Source organism: Tissierella sp. (assembly GCF_031460495.1).
Classification (GTDB): domain Bacteria; phylum Bacillota; class Clostridia; order Tissierellales; family Tissierellaceae; genus JAVKTS01.
Genome location: NZ_JAVKTS010000004.1, coordinates 289,312 through 308,022 on the forward strand (window position 1 = coordinate 289,312; position 18,711 = coordinate 308,022).

Consider the following 18,711-nt stretch of genomic DNA (forward strand, 5'->3'; position numbering starts at 1 on the left):
ATAGAAATATATAAAATTACATGAAAAATTTTAAAGGGGAGATCTAGATGATAAATAAGTTTATTGAAGAAAAGAAGAAGAAAGCTGAAAGAGAAAAGAAGATGGAAACGGCTAAAAATGTTGCAGTAGGTACCGCTATTGGAACTGCTGTTGGTGCAGCTGCAGGATTATTATTTGCTCCAAAGTCAGGGAAAGAAACTAGGCAAGATATAGCAGATAAATCAAAGGAAGTTACTGAAAATATTAAAATGGTAGTGGATGAGAAAGTTGAGGCAGCAAAAGATTTGCAAGAAAAAGTTAAAATAGAAATCAAGAATGTTTATGATGGAATTAAAGAAAAAAAAGATGAACTAATGGATGATGTAGAAGATAATCTTGAAGATGTAGTAGTTGAATATGTAGAAGAGATTGAAGACAATATAGAAGATAAGCTTAATTAGGGGTGATACAATGACAACTCCTATAACAATACAAGACTTATTTAAGTTAATCCTATTTCTATTAGGCATTGGAGCTATGACTTATTTAATCTTGATATTAAAAAATATAGCTAAATTACTTAAGGGTGTAAACTCAATTTTAGATGAGAATGAGAAATCATTAGATGCTACACTTAAACAATTGCCTCATATAAGTGAAAATATTAATTCTATAACGAAAAATGCAGATCTTGCAATGAAAGAATTAACACCTGAGATTAATGGTTTAGTCCATAATATAAATGATATATCTGGTAAGGTTGGTTCAATTACAGACTCTATTGATAATACAGCAAATAAAGTTTTCGATACTTTTGATACAGTTTCAGAAAGTATATCTGAAACAGCCTTTGCATTTCAATATAATGCTAAAAACATTAATGAGTATATACAAATTGTTTTTGATATAATTGAAACAATTAAGAATAGAATTAGAAAAAAATAAGAACCCTTTAATGGGTTCTTTGTTATTAAATGACAAATTTGTAAATTTAATAAATATTGGATTTCAAAATTGTCAGATTACTGATATAATAGGTATGTAACTTAAAAAGTAAGTAGATAATTATAATTGGTATAATTAATATAATATATAATGAAAGGTTGACTATTAATGAAGAAGGTAAAAATTATATATAATCCATCTTCCGGGAGACAAACTACTGAAAGGAGATTGGATCGCCTATGCAAACTTTTATTAAATGATGGTTATACAATTAATAAATTCAATACTCAAAAAAAAGATGATGCTATGATTGAAACCATTAAAACATGTAAAGAAGATTGGGACTTGATAATTGTTAGCGGAGGAGATGGAACAGTCAATGAAGTTGCAACAGGAATAGCAAAAAGTGAGAAAAAAGTTCCAGTTGCCATCCTATCTTCAGGTACAGTCAATGATTTTGCAAACTATATGAAAATTCCTCAGAACATTTTAAGTTTCTATGAGATGATAAAAAGAGAAGAAGTGATAGATGTAGACTTAGGAATGGTAAATGATGATTACTTTGTAAATGTAGCAGCAGGTGGAATATTATCAAATGTTGGATATCAAGTACCTGTAGAAAGTAAAATGGTATTAGGTAGAATGGCTTATTACTTAGAGGGTTTAAGAGAACTAACTCTTCAAAACCTAGAATCTATGAAAATAAATATTGAGAGCGATGAGTATACAAAAGATGAAGAAATACTATTGTTTATTATATCAAATAGTTCTTCAATAGGTGGGTTTAAAAAATTGGCTCCTAAGGCGGATGTATTAGATGGGCTTTTGGATGTAGTTATTATAAAAAAATCAGGTGTTCAAGATTTAGCTAACATATTTTTTAGTATATTTAGCGGTGAACATATAAATCATCCTAATGTTATATATTTTAAATCTAAAGATATTAAACTAAGTACTGAACAAGTTATACCAATTGATATTGATGGTGAGTTTGGCGGGTATCTTCCTGCAACTTTCAAGATTGTACCTCGAGCATTTAGGATTTTAGTATGAGACATATAACTTTGTCAGGATAAGGAGAGGAGATTATGAAAATGAAAGAGAAATTTGAAGATATAGCTAATATCGAAAAATATTTAAGAAAAACTGATTATATAATAAGGCGAAAAGGTAGAGAAATTTTGGCAGATTTTAATATTACGGGCCCACAATTTACAGCTTTGCAGATTTTAATTAATCAAGGAACTATGACAATAGGAGAATTAAGTCAAAAAATGGCCTTAGCTTGTAGTACTATCACAGATTTAATTGATAGAATGGAAAAATCGGAGCTTGTGATTAGAAAAAAAGATGAGAAAGATAAGCGAGTTGTAAGGGTTGAAGTACTAAATAAGGGTCATGTTATTTTAGAAAAAGTTTTAAGCGCTCGTATCGAGTTCCTATCAGGGAAATTAAGTAACTTTAGTGATGAAGATAAAAATAAACTAAATATTGGATTGAAAGCATTGTATGAGGCTATGAATAATCAGATTGAGAGCTAGAACTGAATAAAGAGGGGATAATAATGAAAATTATTGATAATAGATACAAAATAGAAAAGGCATTTGAACAAAATGCTTATTTTGAATCCTATATAATATCTGATTTATGGGAAGACGATGAGACTAAGTATATGAAAATTTATGAGAATAATATTTCAAAAGAATTAGTTAACTATTTCGCAGATAATTTTATTCACCTATATAATATTAGACATGAATTCATACTATCCAGTGATAAATTTAATCTGGTTAATACTATAGATACAAAAAAAACAAATATGTTATTATACTATTCTTTAACTGAATATACTAATTCACCTCAATTGTCTAAGATAAAAGACAAGCTAGATTTAAGGCAACGACTTCACATAATCCTAGATGCTATGGAGGCTATAGATTTCTTGCATTTTAAAGGAGCTACTTATAGGTTATTAAACCCGTCTAATATCTTTGTATCAGAGAAGAATAATATTAAACTAACTGACTTATCTACCATTGTTGAAAAAACTCTTGCTGATCATTATGATGATTTCGAACGATATTTTATATCTCCTCAGGCCTTAATCAATAAAAATGAAAACGATAATAGGATAGACTATTATTCATTAGGCATCCTAATCAAATATTTGTTGTTACAGGATTTTTTAGTTGATAATATAAAGATATTTAAATACGATGAAATGCTTTTATTAACAGAAGAGCAAAAACTTACTTTGAATAATATTATTCATAAACTTACTAGGAGAGATTTTTCTACAGAAGATGTTAAACTAGTAGAAATAATTGATGAAATAAGTAATTTGTTTAATTTGGATTATTATTATGACATAAGAAAAAATAGAGATGCTTTATACTTTAATAATAGGATTATTAGCAGAGATAAAGAAATTGCACAAGTTATGGCAATAGATGAGGAAATAATAAATGGAAACAATAAAAGCAATGGGTTAGTCGTAAATGGAGATTTTGGTATGGGAAAATCTAGATTTCTCAACGAAATTTCTTTTAAGTTGAAACTGATGGGTCGTAATGTATATCATATCGAGGTTCACGAAAGTGAAAACAACGATTTATTGGATATGTCCAATATCTTAAAACAAACTATGAAGGATACGCCACCAGAATTAATGGAAAAGTATAGAAATGAGTTATCTAGGTTGCTTCCTGAGTTAAGATTAAATATTGAAGAAGATATTGAAACTGATTTAAGCCAAATGTCTGAACGCTTTAGATTATATAATAGAGTTGGTAATTATTTTACTGAGCTTTCTAAGGAAAACATAATGTATATTATCATCGATGATATACAAAACTGTAATAGTAATTTCTTAATGCTGCTAGATTACTTAATTAAAAATATAAAAAGTAATAATTTGTTTTTTATATTATCCTACGAAGTGGGCCGTGCAGATAAAAATTTTATAATAAAAAACAAATGTGAAGAATGGGTAAGAGAAACATATTTTACGGATATTGACCTTCATAAATTAGACTTAGAAGAAGTAGGGCTGATGATTCGAAATATATTGGGCATGTCGTATGTTCCCATGGAGCTAGCATCAGTATTATTTAAAGAAGGTCAAGGAAATCCTAGGTATATTGAATATATAATAAAACATTTATATAGTATTGGTGATTTATATATGAATGTTTCAGGAACCTGGTACAGGAAAGGGGATAGTTATGATGATCTATATTTCCCTTCTGATATTGACGATGCATTAAAAAAACAGATAACAATTATTAAAGAAAACTATTTTGAAGTATTTAAGGTTATGGTTATATTTAATGAAGTTTTATATAAAAAGATATTACTTAATATGGTAGATCTAAATCAGAAAAAATTAGAAGAAGAATTGGATGATTTAATTAGATTAAGACTCATCGATGAGAAGGTAGCTGATAGAGGATATAGTTATAGTGTAAACAATAATGATCTTAAGAAACTAATATATCATGAGCTTTCTCAGGATGAAAAGATTAAATTACACAGTAAAGCTGCGAAAGTAATACAAGAAATTGAATTTGAAAATCTAGATATGATGTTGGAAGAGTTACTATACCATTTGGATAGATCAAATCAATCAGATATAGCCCTAGAAATTATAATAAGTAAAGTAAAAAGTTTGGAAAATCAATACAGTCCCAATGCACGATTCTTACTTGAAAGAGCATATAATATTGTAAAAAACTCTAAGGGAACAACTAAGCTTGAGATTTTAGAGAGATTGGTGGATATATACTATCTAAAATCAGAGACAGAGAAAGGTAGAGCCTATTTAGATGAATATCAAAAAGAAGCTGAAAGAGTAAAAGATTTAAAGCATATTATTAAAGCTAAAACAACAATTATTGAGATTTATCATATAAGAATGCAATGGGAATCTGTGTATAAAGAGATACAAGAGATTGAAGATATTTCCAAAGCTAACAATTATATTGAAGGAATCATAGTTGTATTAACATTGAGAGCCAGGCCTGCTATTCAGAATAGAGAGCTTAAATTGTCAGAAGATATATTGCTAGAAGCCATAAGACTATCTGAACAATATGAAATAAATGATTATATGGGGACAATATATAACCGATTAGGCTTAACAAGATTTTTAAATGGTAATATAGAAAAGGCTATTGAAAATTATGAGCAGAGTATTTTTTATCATCAAAAAACTGGTAATTTAGTTGAAGCTACAAGACCAATAAATAATATTGGGACAATATATGCAGATTATTATTCTGATATTGATAAAGCTATGGAAAGTTATGAAAAGGGATTAAAGATTGCATCTAAATATGGAATTCAAGAAGTCGAAATTACCTTCTTAATGAATATAGCTAGTATCTATATAGATAAACATGAATTTGAAAGATCTCTTCAATTTGTTGAAGCAGCTAGAAAATCTGCGATAGAATTACAAGATATAAATAAGTTAGTTACCATTTATATACTAATGGGGCAGAATTATTTGAGTATTTCTGATTATAATAAGGCTTATGAATGTTATAATTATTTAAAAGAAATATATAAGAATAAAGAGATAGCAGATTTTGAGACAAATAGTAATTACCAGAATTTCCTAGGGGATTTTTATAGTTATTTAGGGAGCTGGGAAAAAGGTATAGAGCATTCAAGAATAGCTAGCGAATTATATAAAGAATTTAGTACCAAGGAATATTTAAGAGCACAATGTAGAATACTCTATCTTAAATATTTTGAGCAATCAATTTACCAAGTAGAAGAAATTGATAATATTCGGAATCTATACAAGGAAACTAAACTAGTACAAGATAGAAGATCTTCACTTTTACAGTTTTCACTAGTTAGTATTTTAGCAGAAGACCTAGATTATGCAAGGGAATTATTGAGTGAGGATGCAACACTAATAGGCTCTTGGGATAATGAATATTTGCAGAAATTGAGAAATATACTAATCATTTGTGTTGACCCTTTAAAAGTAGATATAAATCATTTGATTGCCATTATGGAGAGTCTTACAAAGAAAAATGAATATCTAGTAAAATCCTTCCTCATTATGAAAATTGGACTAATGCTATTTTCAAAAGGCGAATATAAAAAATCTTTAAAATATTTATTAGAAATTCTTGATAGTATTTACAAAGTGATTTTAACAATACCAGATTCTAAGTTGAAATTTAGTTATATCAAAAGCAGAAAAGTAGATTTAGTTAAAGAAAAGATTGCTATGGCTATCAAAGAGCTGTATAATAGCACAATAATCAATACTAAATTAGAGGATATTACTGAAGAAGACTTATATGATTATTTTGATATAACTAATATTATTGAAATCGTTGGAAGTGAAGAATTCGTTAAGATTAGTCAATTGGATTATTATGATGAAGTATTAGATATAAATAATATAGAGAGCCTAATTTCAAAACTAAGGGATGACTATGAATCTAATTTGAATCTAATTTTGAGTTACTTATGTAAAGAGTCATTTGCTAATAGGGGATTAATTTTAGATTATGATGAAATCAACAAAAATTACAAGGTGGTTTCATCACTAAATAATAATTCTAATCATATGGTTAATGAGAACATCCTAAATCTAGCGAATAGATCTAGTAAAGGCTTACTTATATCTAATAACACTAATGAAGCAAAAAGGAGTAGATATAAGGAGTTTTTATCCAATGAAATCAAAGGAATTATTTGTGTTCCTGTTATTATTAGTGAAGAAGATTCAAAAGTTGAACTAGATAGAAGAAAGCACTCTTTTGAAAAGGGTTACAGTAAAGGGTATATCTATTTAGAAACAGATAAAGTATTTAATAGATTTGATTATGAAAGATTGGAATTAGTATCAAATCTTTCCTATTTAGTATTTGTTAATCTAGATAATAATAAGCTAAAGTTAATGGCGACGACAGATAAACTTACGGGTACTTTTACTAGGAAATATTATGAAAGTAGATTTGACCAACTTCTTATTGATATGAAAGCAATCAATGGAAACTTTTCTGTATTAATGTTAGATATAGATAGATTCAAAAATATCAATGATACTTATGGCCATAGAAAGGGAGATGATGTACTAGCTGCTATAGGGAATGTATTAAAATCTACAGTTAGAAGTACAGATATTGTAGCTAGATATGGTGGGGAAGAATTCACTGTATTACTGAAAAACACTTTGGAAGAAGAGTCTAAGATAATAGCTGAAAAAATAAGGAAGAACATAGAAAATATTAAAATACAAGGTATAGAACAACAAATTACTGTAAGTATGGGTATATCTCTTTACCCACAGCACAGTCAATTTAAGGAAGATTTAACTGAAAAAGTGGATCAAGCACTATATTATGCAAAAGAGACCGGTAGAAATAAAGTAGTATTATGGAATAGTCAAATGGGTGATACAATAAATAGAATTGACAAGCTTGCTGGGATATTAACAGGTAATACTGAAGAAGATAATATTAATCTTTCAGCATTAATAGATGTTATTGAATTAATAAAAGAAAAAGGTAATGTAGGAGACAAAACATTCAAATTTCTAGGAAGACTACTAGAGACAATAGATGCAGAATATGCAACTATAGTACCTTTGAATAATGGTATAGAAACTAATAGATATTTTTCTCGTACTAGATTCAATGATAATTGGACTAAGATAACTTCCTTAAATAATAACATTATTGATAAAGTTATTAAAACAAAGAAAGGTGAATTCTTAATAGATTGGGATAACTTTGATAATGTTGACTCTTTATCCGGGCTACCAAATTGGCAATCAATAATGGTTTTACCAATGATTAAGGATGAAGATATAAAGGGTATACTATATATTTCTGCACCCTTGAAAAACAAAGAATTTGATTTCAATAGCTTTAACTTAGCTAAAAGTCTTGTTAATATCTTTACAGGTATTTTATAAATAATATTAATAATAGTACTATTATTTTTACTAATATGTTATAATGATAACATGAGTTATTAAGTTTTTAATACAAGTATGGAGCGAGGAGATTATGTCTAATAATACATTCACCTCAATAAAATATATTAAATTAGAAATGACCACAGGACCTTCTGTGGTCATTTCTTATGCACTTTAATTAAGTAATGAACTATACTAATGAATTTAAATGGAGGTAGTAATATGAAAAAAGTGTTTATTGATGGTAACAGCTTAACTTTGGAGGAGTTTATAAGAGTCACAAGGCAAGGAGAGAAGATTGAACTTACAAAAGAAGCAATAGTTAAGGTAGAAGAAGCTAGAGCACTAGTAGATAAGTTTGTTAATCAAAATAAGATTGTCTATGGTATAACTACAGGGTTTGGCAAGTTTAGTGATGTTGTAATTACTGGTGAAGAAACCAAAGTATTGCAAAGAAATCTTATTATAAGTCATGCCTGCGGAGTAGGGAATCCTTTAGATGAAGATGTAGTAAGGGGAATAATGCTACTTAGAGCTAATGCTCTTGCCAAAGGGTACTCTGGTATCAGGCTATCTACATTAAATACATTAATAGATATGGTAAACAAAGGAGTCCATCCGATTATACCAGAAAAAGGATCTTTAGGAGCTAGTGGTGATTTAGCACCATTATCACATATGGTACTTGTTATGATAGGTGAAGGCGAAGCTATATTCAATGGTAAGAGAATGTCTGGTAAAGAGGCTATGGCAAGTGCAAATATTAAAACTGTTGAATTAACATCCAAGGAAGGACTTGCTTTAATTAATGGAACTCAAGTAATGACATCTATAGGAGCCCTAACCATATATGATAGTATGAACCTTAGTAAGATTGCTGATATTTCAGCTGCTTTAACTGTAGAAGCTTTAAATGGAATAGTAGATGCTTTTGACCCAAGAGTCCATAATATAAGACCTCATGAAGGACAAATAAATACTGCAAAGAATTTACTAACTCTATTAGAAAATAGTTCCATGACTAGCAGACAAGGCGAAATAAGAGTACAAGATGCATATTCACTTAGGTGTATACCTCAAATTCAGGGAGCTAGCAAAGATTGCTTTAATTATGTAAGGGAAAAAGTTGAAATAGAGATGAATTCTGCAACAGATAATCCTTTGATTTTCTTAGATGAGGAAGAAGTAATATCCGGTGGAAATTTCCATGGTCAACCAATGGCTTTATCCTTTGATTTCTTAGGTATTGGTTTAGCGGAACTGGCAAATTTATCTGAAAGAAGGCTTGAAAGATTAGTGAACCCTTCTCTAAGTAATGGGTTGCCAGCATTTTTAGTAGAAAAAGGTGGACTAAACTCAGGTTTTATGATTGTACAATACTCAGCAGCATCTTTGGTATCTGAGAACAAAATCTTAGCACATCCTGCTTCTGTTGATTCAATTCCTTCTTCAGCAAATCAAGAAGATCATGTATCTATGGGAACTATAGCTGCTAGGAAAGCAAGAGAAATATTAGGTAATGTAAGAAAAGTCCTAGCTATGGAAATATTGGCTGCTTGTCAAGCTATTGATCTTAGAGGTAATAAAGGCTTAGGAAAAGGAACCAATATAGCTTATAATATAATCAGAGATAATATTAAACTTATTGAAGATGACAGAGTAATGTATATTGATATTAACAGTTGCGAGGATATAATTAAATCTGAGATAATAGTTAATAAAGTAGAAGAAGCAGTAGGTAAATTACTATAAGGGGGAGATTCGATGATTAACAATTTTGAGATTTCAAAATCTATGACTATTAAGTTGGATAATGAGCTACCGCCAATTCCTACATTTAAGAATGGCATAAGAAGAGCTCCAAAAAGGGAACTAAATTTGACACAGAGAGAAATTGAAATTGCACTTAAAAATGCCCTAAGATATGTACCGGAAGAGTTGCATGAAATATTGGCTCCGGAATTTCTAGATGAATTATATGTTCATGGAAGAATTTATGGATATAGATATAGACCTGAAGGAAATATACAAGGTAAACCAATTGACGAATATAATAGTAAATGTATAGAAGGTAAAGCATTTCAAGTTATGATTGATAACAATTTGGATTTTGATGTTGCATTGTATCCATATGAATTGGTCACCTATGGAGAGACTGGTCAAGTATGTCAAAACTGGATGCAATATAGATTGATTAAGAAGTATTTAGAGGAGTTAACAGACGAACAGACTTTAGTAGTTGCTTCAGGACATCCAGTGGGGCTATTTAAATCCTCTATTACTAGCCCAAGGGTAATTATTACAAATGCACTTATGATAGGTGCTTTTGATGATCAAGAACATTGGATTAAAGCTCAAGCTATGGGAGTAGCAAATTATGGACAAATGACAGCAGGAGGATGGATGTATATTGGACCTCAAGGAATAGTCCATGGAACATATAATTCTATTTTAAATGCTGGTAGGATAAAGCTAGGAGTAAAAGACGATGGTGATCTAAGGGGTCATATGTTTGTAAGCTCAGGATTAGGTGGTATGAGTGGAGCACAAGGTAAGGCTACAAAGATAGCTAATGGTGTAGGAATCATAGCCGAAGTAGATTATTCAAGAATAAAAACTAGGTTAGATCAAGGATGGATAGACAAATCTTTTAATGATTTGAAAGAACTTTTTGAATATGCCCATAGTTATATGGCAAAAAAAGAAGCAGTAGCAATTGCATACCACGGTAATATTGTAGATTTATTAGAGTATGCAGTTAATAATAATATCCACATAGAACTACTGTCAGACCAGACATCATGCCATGCTCCTTATGATGGTGGCTATTGCCCACAGGGATTAAATTTTGAAGAAAGAACAGATATGCTTGAAAAAAATAAAACTCAATTTATTAAACTTGTAAATGAATCATTAATCCATCATTTTGAACTAATTAAAAAACTAGTAGAAAAGGGAACTTACTTCTTTGACTATGGAAATAGCTTTATGAAGGCGATATACGACGCAGGAGCTAAAGAAATCTCTAAGAACGGAATAGACGAGTCAGAAGGTTTTATCTTCCCATCCTATGTAGAAGATATTATGGGGCCTATGTTATTCGACTATGGCTATGGACCATTTAGATGGGTTTGTTTAAGTGGAAAACATGAAGATTTAATAAAAACTGATAAAGCTGCTATGGAATGTATAGACCCTAATAGAAGAGGTCAGGATAGAGATAATTATATTTGGATAAGAGATGCAGAGGCTAATGGACTTGTTGTAGGTACTCAAGCTAGAATTTTATACCAAGATGCACTAGGAAGAACTGAAATAGCATTAAAATTCAATGAAATGGTTAGAAATAAAGAAGTTGGTCCAATAATGTTAGGAAGAGATCATCACGATACAGGTGGTACTGATTCACCATTTAGAGAGACTGCAAATATAAAAGATGGTAGCAATATTATGGCGGATATGGCAACACAATGTTTTGCAGGTAATGCTGCTAGGGGAATGAGCCTTATTGCTCTTCACAATGGTGGAGGAGTAGGCATAGGGAAATCAATCAATGGTGGTTTTGGAATGGTATTAGATGGTTCAGAAAGAGTAGATAATATACTTAAGACTTCTATGCCATGGGATGTAATGGGTGGAGTAGCAAGAAGAGCTTGGGCTAGAAATGAAAATTCAATTTCAACTTGTGTTGAGTACAACAATAAGTTTAAAGATACAGACCATATAACAATACCGTTTGTGGCAGATGATAATTTGGTAAAGAGATTGGTCGAAGAAAAACACAATAAATAAATGGGGGTATTTCAATGGCAAGAATTGTTCAATGTGTACCAAATTTTAGCGAAGGAAGAGATAAAGCAATTATTGAAAAGATAGTTGAAGAAATTAGAATAGTAGATGGCGTGAAGCTATTAGATTATTCCATGGATAAAGATCACAATCGTTCAGTAGTTACTTTTATTGGTGAACCAGAGCAGGTATTAGTAGCAGCTTTTAATGCATGTAAAAAAGCATCTGAGTTAATAGATATGAGAAACCACTTAGGTGAACACCCTAGAATGGGTGCAACGGATGTTATTCCTCTAATTCCAATATCGGACATAACTATGGAAGAATGTGTAGAACTAACTAAGGAATTAGGCAAGAGAATTGGAGAAGAACTTAATATTTCAGTTTACTTATATGAAAAATCAGCTAGCTCCCTAAGTAGAGAAAATTTAGCTGATGTAAGACGTGGACAATACGAAGCTATGGCGACTAAGTTAAAGGAAGAAAATTGGGCGCCTGACTATGGTCCGATAGAGCTAAATGTAAAGGCAGGAGTTACAGCAGTTGGAGCAAGGATGCCTCTAGTAGCCTTTAATGTTAATCTAGGAACAAATGATATTAATGTTGCAAAAAATATTGCAAAAGCAATGAGAGCAAACGGTGGAGGATTCAAGTACTGTAAAGCTTTAGGAATAGAGATCAAAGAAAGAAATATTGTACAAGTAAGCATGAATATGGTAGACTACACTAAAACACCATTGTTTAGAGTGTTTGATGCTATAGAAAGAGAAGCAAAAAGGTATGGAGTAAATGTTATAGGTAGTGAAATAATTGGATTACTCCCAATGGCAGCCATGTTAGATGTAGCAGACTATTATTTAAGAGTAGAAAATTTTGACCATAACCAAATCTTAGAAAAAAGAATGATGGAATAGGTGATAAAATGAAAGCTACTTTGGTTATAAAAGACATAGACAACTTAATAACCTTAAAAGGTGAAAACAAACCAAGGATTAAAGAAACATTAAAAGATATAGGAATAATTAAAAATGGTATAATTGCTCTAAATGGTGAAAAGATAATTTATATAGGTGAAGGTGCATTACCATCAAATATTATGATGGATGAAGATACTATTGTATTAGATGGTAAAGGAAAAACCGTAACTCCTGGCTTAGTTGATTCTCATACACACGTAGTCCATGGTGGTTCTAGGGAAAATGAATTAGCAATGAAGCTAAAAGGAGTACCTTATTTAGACATACTAGCAGCAGGAGGTGGTATTCACTCCACTGTGAAATCAACTAGAACAGCTACATTTGAAGAATTATATAATCAAGCAAATAAAAGCTTGAACATTATGCTTGAATTTGGAGTTACTACAGTAGAAGCAAAAAGTGGATATGGTATAGATGATTTTGATACTGAGTTAAAGCAATTAGAAGTGGCTAATCAACTAAATAAAGATCATCCCATTGATATTGTTTCAACCTTTATGGCAGCTCATGCTATACCAAAAGAATATAAGGAAAATTCAGATGAGTTTGTAGATATTATTATTGAGGATATGATACCAGAAGTATCTAAAAGAAATTTAGCAAAGTTTTGTGATGTTTTCTGTGAAGAGGGTGTATTCACAATAGATCAATCAAGACGCATTTTGTTAGCAGCGAGGGAATATGGCATGGGAGCTAAACTTCACGCTGATGAAATTGAACCCTTAGGTGGAGCTGAACTGGCAGCTGAGGTTGGATGCATTACAGCTGATCATTTAATAGCTGCGTCAGATGCTGGAATTACCCAAATGGCTGAAAAAGGAGTAATAGCGAATCTATTACCTGGCACAAGTTTTAATTTACAGACAGGTAAGTTTGCTAGAGCTAAAAAAATGATAGAAGAGGGAGTTCCCATAGCATTATCTACAGACTATAACCCTGGAAGCTGTCCAACGGAAAATTTACAACTTATTATGAGTTTTGCAGCTTTAATATATAAATTAACTCCTGAAGAAGTTATTACTGCTGTAACTATTAATGGTGCCAGTGCTTTAGGTTTGGAAAAAGAAATTGGTAGCTTAGAATTAGGGAAACAAGGAGATATAGTAATTTTCGATGCACCAAATCTAGAATATGTCCTATATCATTTTGGAATAAATCATACAGATAAGGTAATTAAAAAAGGTAAAATTGTATATGAAAAATTAAAACCATTGTTTAACTAAATAACTGAGACTTTTGGCTTGAGGAAAAACAATCCCAAACTAAAAGTCTCTTCATTATGGAGGAAGAGGATTGAATGATAAAAGAACTAATTAGAGCATTTTCATTAATATTTGTGGCTGAAATGGGAGATAAAACCCAAATAATAGCAATGACCTTTGCAACTCAGTATAAAGTAAAAGAAGTTATTTCTGGGGTTGTAATAGGTGTAATATTAAATCATGGTATAGCAATAATCTTGGGTAGATTTCTATCAAAAGTTATACCTATGAATTTAATTCAAATTATTGCTGGTCTTATGTTTGTTATATTTGGTATAATGGCTTTAAAAGATGAAGAAATGGATGATGCTAATAATAAAAGAATTTTTAGTCCTGTCGTAACTGTAGCATTGGCTTTTTTTATTGGAGAACTAGGAGATAAAACTCAGCTTACAGCAATGACATTATCAACTGAAGGAAATTATCCATTATTCATACTAATAGGATCTACCTTAGGAATGGTGGCCACATCAGGATTAGGTATATTTGTAGGTAGTAGAATTGGGGACAAAATACCCGAGATGTTTATAAAATTAGCTTCATCAATAGTTTTTATATTATTTGGTAGCATAAAATTAGCAAATACACTTCCAAAAGCCTATATTAATATATTAAATATAGTATTATACTTATCAGGGATAATAATTATTGAATTGTATTTAGTAAAGAAATTAATTGTCAATAGAGGAAAACATGAAAAATCTCCTATGCAACAAATCTCTTTAGAGCTTTATAATCAAACAAAACTCTTAAAAGAAAAATTGGATAGTATTTGTTTAGGTAAAGAAAATTGTGGAGAATGTATTGGAAGTCATTGTCTAATAGGTTATACTAGATTTATATTAAATGAAGCAAGAGAAAATGAAAATTATTATTCTGAAGTAAATGTAGATATAAATTCCTTGATAAAAAAGGAATATGATATCAACAAGGTTATAGAGGCATTAAGTATGATAATATTAGACTCCATTAATAATGGCTGGAATAAGGAAGAAGATTTTGTTGTAAATAAGATAAAGTCTTCATTAGAAATAATTCTGTTTGGTGGAAAATTGAACCATACTGTAGAACTAGAGACATATTTAAAAGAAACTAAAATGAGAAATAATAAGTATGGTTTATTATTAGAAAAAAGAATTAATTCAATTTTGCATTAGTAAAAATAATATTTTAAAAAGGGAGGAAATAGCATGTCTGAAAATCAATATGTGGTATTTAAATTAGGGAAAGGTGAGTTTGGTATTGACATAATGAATGTAAAAGAGATTAGTCCTTATGAAGAATCGATTTCATTGCCAAGTACACCTAATTTTATTGAAGGTGTAATAAACTATAGAGGAAATGTAATACCAATTATCAACTTGAAGAAAAGATTATTATTAGGAGAATCAGAGATAACTAAAGATACTAGAATTATTGTTATTAATTTAGATAATAAAGAAATCGGATTTATAGTTGACGAAGCTTCACAGACTGTTAGATTAAATGACGATCAAATAGATGAAGCCCCTACATTTATTGCAGGAGTTGATAAAAAATATATTACAGGTGTAGGCAAACTTGATGAAAAGAGATTGTTGATTTTGATAGATCTTAAGAAAATATTATCACAGGATGAAATAGAAGTAATACAAAATCTAGAGGTTTAAATAATATGAGGGGTAAGCAAATCAGCTTGGAGAAGTTGAACTCTATATTAGAAAGTACTATAGAATCAATTAAAGGTAGCAAGGATGAGATATTAGAGATTGTTGTTACATCTAGAGATGAGTGCAATAAGATTGAAGAAGAAATTAAGTTGTTGCAATCTAAGATTAATGATATTTTACTAGAAACAGAAATACTGGAGGATAATGATAGAAAATATCGTAATGTTTTATCCAATAAAAGCAAGAATTTCAATATATTTAATGAAAGTGAAATTAGGGAAGCCTATGATATTGCAAATGAGAACAGGATTAAGCTCCTACTAAAGAGAGAAGAAGAAAAAAACTCAATTGAGAAACGTAGTGAATTAGAGAGAAGATTGAAGAGCTCCTATGTAGTATTTACAAAGGCAGAGAATATTAGTAAGCAGATTAGTGTAGCAGCTGAGTATTTAATGGGGAATGCAGGTAATATTGCAGATACAGTTGATGAATTAAGCAAAAGACAATACTTAGGGATAAAGATTATAGAGGCACAAGAGGAAGAAAGGCATAGAGTTGCAAGGGATATGCATGATGGGCCTGCTCAAGGTTTAGCCAATATTATAGTTAAGGCTGAACTGTGTGAGAGGCTTATGGATATGGATTCAGTTAGAGCAAAAAATGAACTTCATAGTTTAAAAGATATTATCAGGGGAACCTTAAAAGATGTGAGAAAGATAATTTATGATTTAAGACCTATGTCATTAGATGATCTTGGGCTAGTTCCGACTTTAGAAAGATTTATTTCTATTTTTGAAGAAGATACGGGAATAAAAGTCAGCTTAAAGAAACTTGGAGTATTTAATTCTTTGGAATCAGCGATTCAAATAGCTATTTTTAGAATTGCTCAAGAATCATTAAATAATATCAGAAAACATTCTAAGGCAAAATCTGCTTCTATTATTTTAGAAAAATCTGTATCAAGATTAAATTTATCAATTATAGATGATGGCATAGGATTTGATATAAGTAGTTCTAAAGAAAAGTATAATTCGATATCAAGTGGATATGGGTTAATTAGTATTAAAGAGAGAGTTGAATTGTTAAATGGAAACCTTCATATTTCATCTTCTGCAAATCTAGGAACTAAATTAAGCATATTCATACCCTTAGGAGAGGAGGAGCAATCATGAAGGAAAAAACAATTAGAATACTTTTAGCTGATGATCACAGATTAATTAGAGAAGGAATAAAACAAATATTGGAATTAGAGGATGATTTTATTGTTATTGGACAAGCTGGTGACGGGGAAGAAGCTTTCAATATGGTTACAACATTAATGCCAGATGTAATTTTACTAGATATTAATATGCCTAAGTTAAATGGAATTGAAACCCTTAGAAAGTTCAAAGATTTGGGTATAAAATCAAAAATCATAATTCTAAGTATTCATGAGGATAAAGAATACATAATGAAAACTTTAAAATTAGGAGCTGATGGATATATATTAAAGGATTCATGTGCTGATATTTTGATAGAAGGAATTAGAAATGTAGCAAGGGGAGAGAAATATATCCAACAAAGTGTTGCCAAATTATTGGATGAGTCACATAATAGTGATGGGTATTGTAGTATTAACCTTGCAAAGATAAAATCATTAACAAAACGAGAGTATGAAGTACTAATTCTTATTGCAGAAGGACTAAATAATAAGGATATTGCAGTTAGGCTGTATATTAGCGAGAAGACTGTCAAAAATCATGTGTCTAATATTTTTAGGAAACTTGATTTAAATGATAGAGTACAAGCTGCAATTTTTGCATATAAAAATGATATTAAAAAATTATAAAAGACCAGTAGAATTATATCTTCTGGTCTTCTATATATTGTAGTACATAATTTTTAAAAGCTTCGCTAAGGGGAGATAACTGTCTGCTCTTATGGAAAGCAAAATAGAATTTTCTTCTAAAGTCTATACCATCAAGATAGAAGACTTTGTACTTATCTAAAGCAATGTCACTATTAATGGCTTTTTCTGATAAGAAGCTAACTCCTACACCTAATGATACTAATTCTTTAATAGTCTCAGTATCTTCAATATAGGCAGCAACATTAAGCTTGCTTACAGGAACCTTTGATTTTTCTAATAGGCTCTCAACTAAACCCCTTGTTCCAGAACCTTCTTCCCTTAATAAAATCTTATCATTAAATAAAACATCTTTACTTATTACAGAATAGTTATCTTCAGGATACTTTGAAGAGTTAGGAGTAATTAGAACTAATCTATCTTCCATCAGATCAATATATTTAATACTATTTGAAGAATATTTAGCACCTAATATTCCAAAATCTGTTTCACCATCTAATATTCCTCTAACTACTTTTTCTGAATCTTTATCATTTAAAGAAAAGGTTACATCTGGGTAAGTATTTATGAAATTCTTTATTATTGAAGGAAGTAAATATTTTCGTGGAACTGAACTAGAATATATGTGTAAATGTCCTTGTATTTTACCTTGATAAGAAGCCAAATCAAACTTTGCCATCTCACAGGAATTTAATATATTTATTGCATATTTATATAGTAAATTACCTGCATCTGTTAAAGTTATTTTTTTACCATATCTATTTATTAATAAAGTACCTAGCTCTTTTTCTAAGTTTTGTATATGGTTAGTCACTGTAGGTTGAGTAATAAAAAGTCTCTCAGCTGCTTTAGAAAAGCTTTTTAGTTTTACAACCTCAACAAATGTCTCCAATTGCCTAAAATCCATTATAACACCTCTTTATAAATTATTCTTAATAATAACATACCTATACATATTATCACATTACCTACATTGTACCAAAGAAAACATATTAAGCTATAATAATTTTAACAAATTTATCTATATTATAAAAGAACAAAATATCTATAAGTAACCTTGTAATTATTAATTTTAATAATATGTGAAAATGATTATATAAACATAAAATAAAATTTTCAAGAATGGTTGACAATATAACATAAACCATATATAATAATAAAAGTCAGCTGAGACATTAAACAAACTTAAATCAAAAACGATTTAAAAAAAGTTTAAAAAAACGGTTGACAGCAAATGAAAAATTTGCTATACTAAGTAAGTCGCCTCGTGAGGGACGACGATGAACCTAGATAACTAAACAGTGTGAGAAACTTTGAA

The 18,711-nt window shown here is 30.0% G+C and carries 14 protein-coding genes; 13 read left to right on the forward strand and 1 reads right to left on the reverse strand.

The window, feature by feature from the left end:
* The first annotated feature begins 47 nt into the window (after positions 1-47).
* From RIN63_RS12010 to RIN63_RS12070, 13 genes are all read left to right on the forward strand, one after another.
* On the forward strand, positions 48-440 hold the full coding sequence (locus RIN63_RS12010; protein ID WP_310444973.1) for a YtxH domain-containing protein: 393 nt from the start codon (positions 48-50) through the stop codon (positions 438-440).
* 10 nt (positions 441-450) lie between these two features.
* A complete protein-coding gene (locus RIN63_RS12015) occupies positions 451-924 on the forward strand; it encodes a hypothetical protein (RefSeq protein WP_310444974.1) in 474 nt (157 codons plus the stop codon).
* Between the two features lie 168 nt (positions 925-1,092).
* On the forward strand, positions 1,093-1,977 hold the full coding sequence (locus RIN63_RS12020; RefSeq protein WP_310444975.1) for a diacylglycerol kinase family lipid kinase: 885 nt from the start codon (positions 1,093-1,095) through the stop codon (positions 1,975-1,977).
* Positions 1,978-2,018: 41 nt separating this feature from the next.
* On the forward strand, positions 2,019-2,465 hold the full coding sequence (locus RIN63_RS12025; RefSeq protein WP_310444976.1) for a MarR family transcriptional regulator: 447 nt from the start codon (positions 2,019-2,021) through the stop codon (positions 2,463-2,465).
* A gap of 23 nt (positions 2,466-2,488) precedes the next feature.
* A complete protein-coding gene (locus RIN63_RS12030; protein ID WP_310444977.1) occupies positions 2,489-7,867 on the forward strand; it encodes a diguanylate cyclase in 5,379 nt (1,792 codons plus the stop codon).
* 225 nt (positions 7,868-8,092) lie between these two features.
* Complete coding sequence (gene hutH / locus RIN63_RS12035) at positions 8,093-9,622, forward strand: histidine ammonia-lyase (RefSeq protein ID WP_310444978.1); 1,530 nt, start codon at positions 8,093-8,095, stop codon at positions 9,620-9,622.
* Positions 9,623-9,634: 12 nt separating this feature from the next.
* Positions 9,635-11,662 (forward strand): urocanate hydratase, encoded by a 2,028-nt coding sequence (locus tag RIN63_RS12040; protein WP_310444979.1) that lies wholly within the window; start codon positions 9,635-9,637, stop codon positions 11,660-11,662.
* Positions 11,663-11,676: 14 nt separating this feature from the next.
* Entirely contained in the window at positions 11,677-12,573 is an 897-nt protein-coding gene (gene ftcD / locus RIN63_RS12045) for a glutamate formimidoyltransferase (protein WP_310444980.1), read from the forward strand.
* A gap of 8 nt (positions 12,574-12,581) precedes the next feature.
* Positions 12,582-13,859 (forward strand): imidazolonepropionase, encoded by a 1,278-nt coding sequence (gene hutI, locus RIN63_RS12050; protein ID WP_310444981.1) that lies wholly within the window; start codon positions 12,582-12,584, stop codon positions 13,857-13,859.
* Positions 13,860-13,933: 74 nt separating this feature from the next.
* Positions 13,934-15,055, forward strand: a complete 1,122-nt coding sequence (locus tag RIN63_RS12055; protein ID WP_310444982.1) for a TMEM165/GDT1 family protein — start codon at positions 13,934-13,936, stop codon at positions 15,053-15,055.
* Between the two features lie 33 nt (positions 15,056-15,088).
* Positions 15,089-15,547, forward strand: a complete 459-nt coding sequence (locus tag RIN63_RS12060; RefSeq protein ID WP_310444983.1) for a chemotaxis protein CheW — start codon at positions 15,089-15,091, stop codon at positions 15,545-15,547.
* Between the two features lie 26 nt (positions 15,548-15,573).
* Positions 15,574-16,719: a sensor histidine kinase gene (locus tag RIN63_RS12065; protein ID WP_310444984.1), complete on the forward strand. Its 1,146-nt coding sequence runs from the start codon at positions 15,574-15,576 to the stop codon at positions 16,717-16,719.
* Complete coding sequence (locus tag RIN63_RS12070; protein ID WP_310444985.1) at positions 16,716-17,375, forward strand: response regulator transcription factor; 660 nt, start codon at positions 16,716-16,718, stop codon at positions 17,373-17,375. The genes RIN63_RS12065 and RIN63_RS12070 overlap by 4 nt, the downstream gene beginning before the upstream one ends.
* 13 nt (positions 17,376-17,388) lie before the next feature.
* Here RIN63_RS12070 and RIN63_RS12075 read toward each other — a convergent pair whose 3' ends face one another.
* The gene (locus RIN63_RS12075) at positions 17,389-18,300 is read right to left on the reverse strand and encodes a selenium metabolism-associated LysR family transcriptional regulator (protein WP_310444986.1); all 912 of its coding nucleotides are present in this window, start codon (positions 18,298-18,300) and stop codon (positions 17,389-17,391) included.
* Positions 18,301-18,711 lie beyond the last annotated feature (411 nt).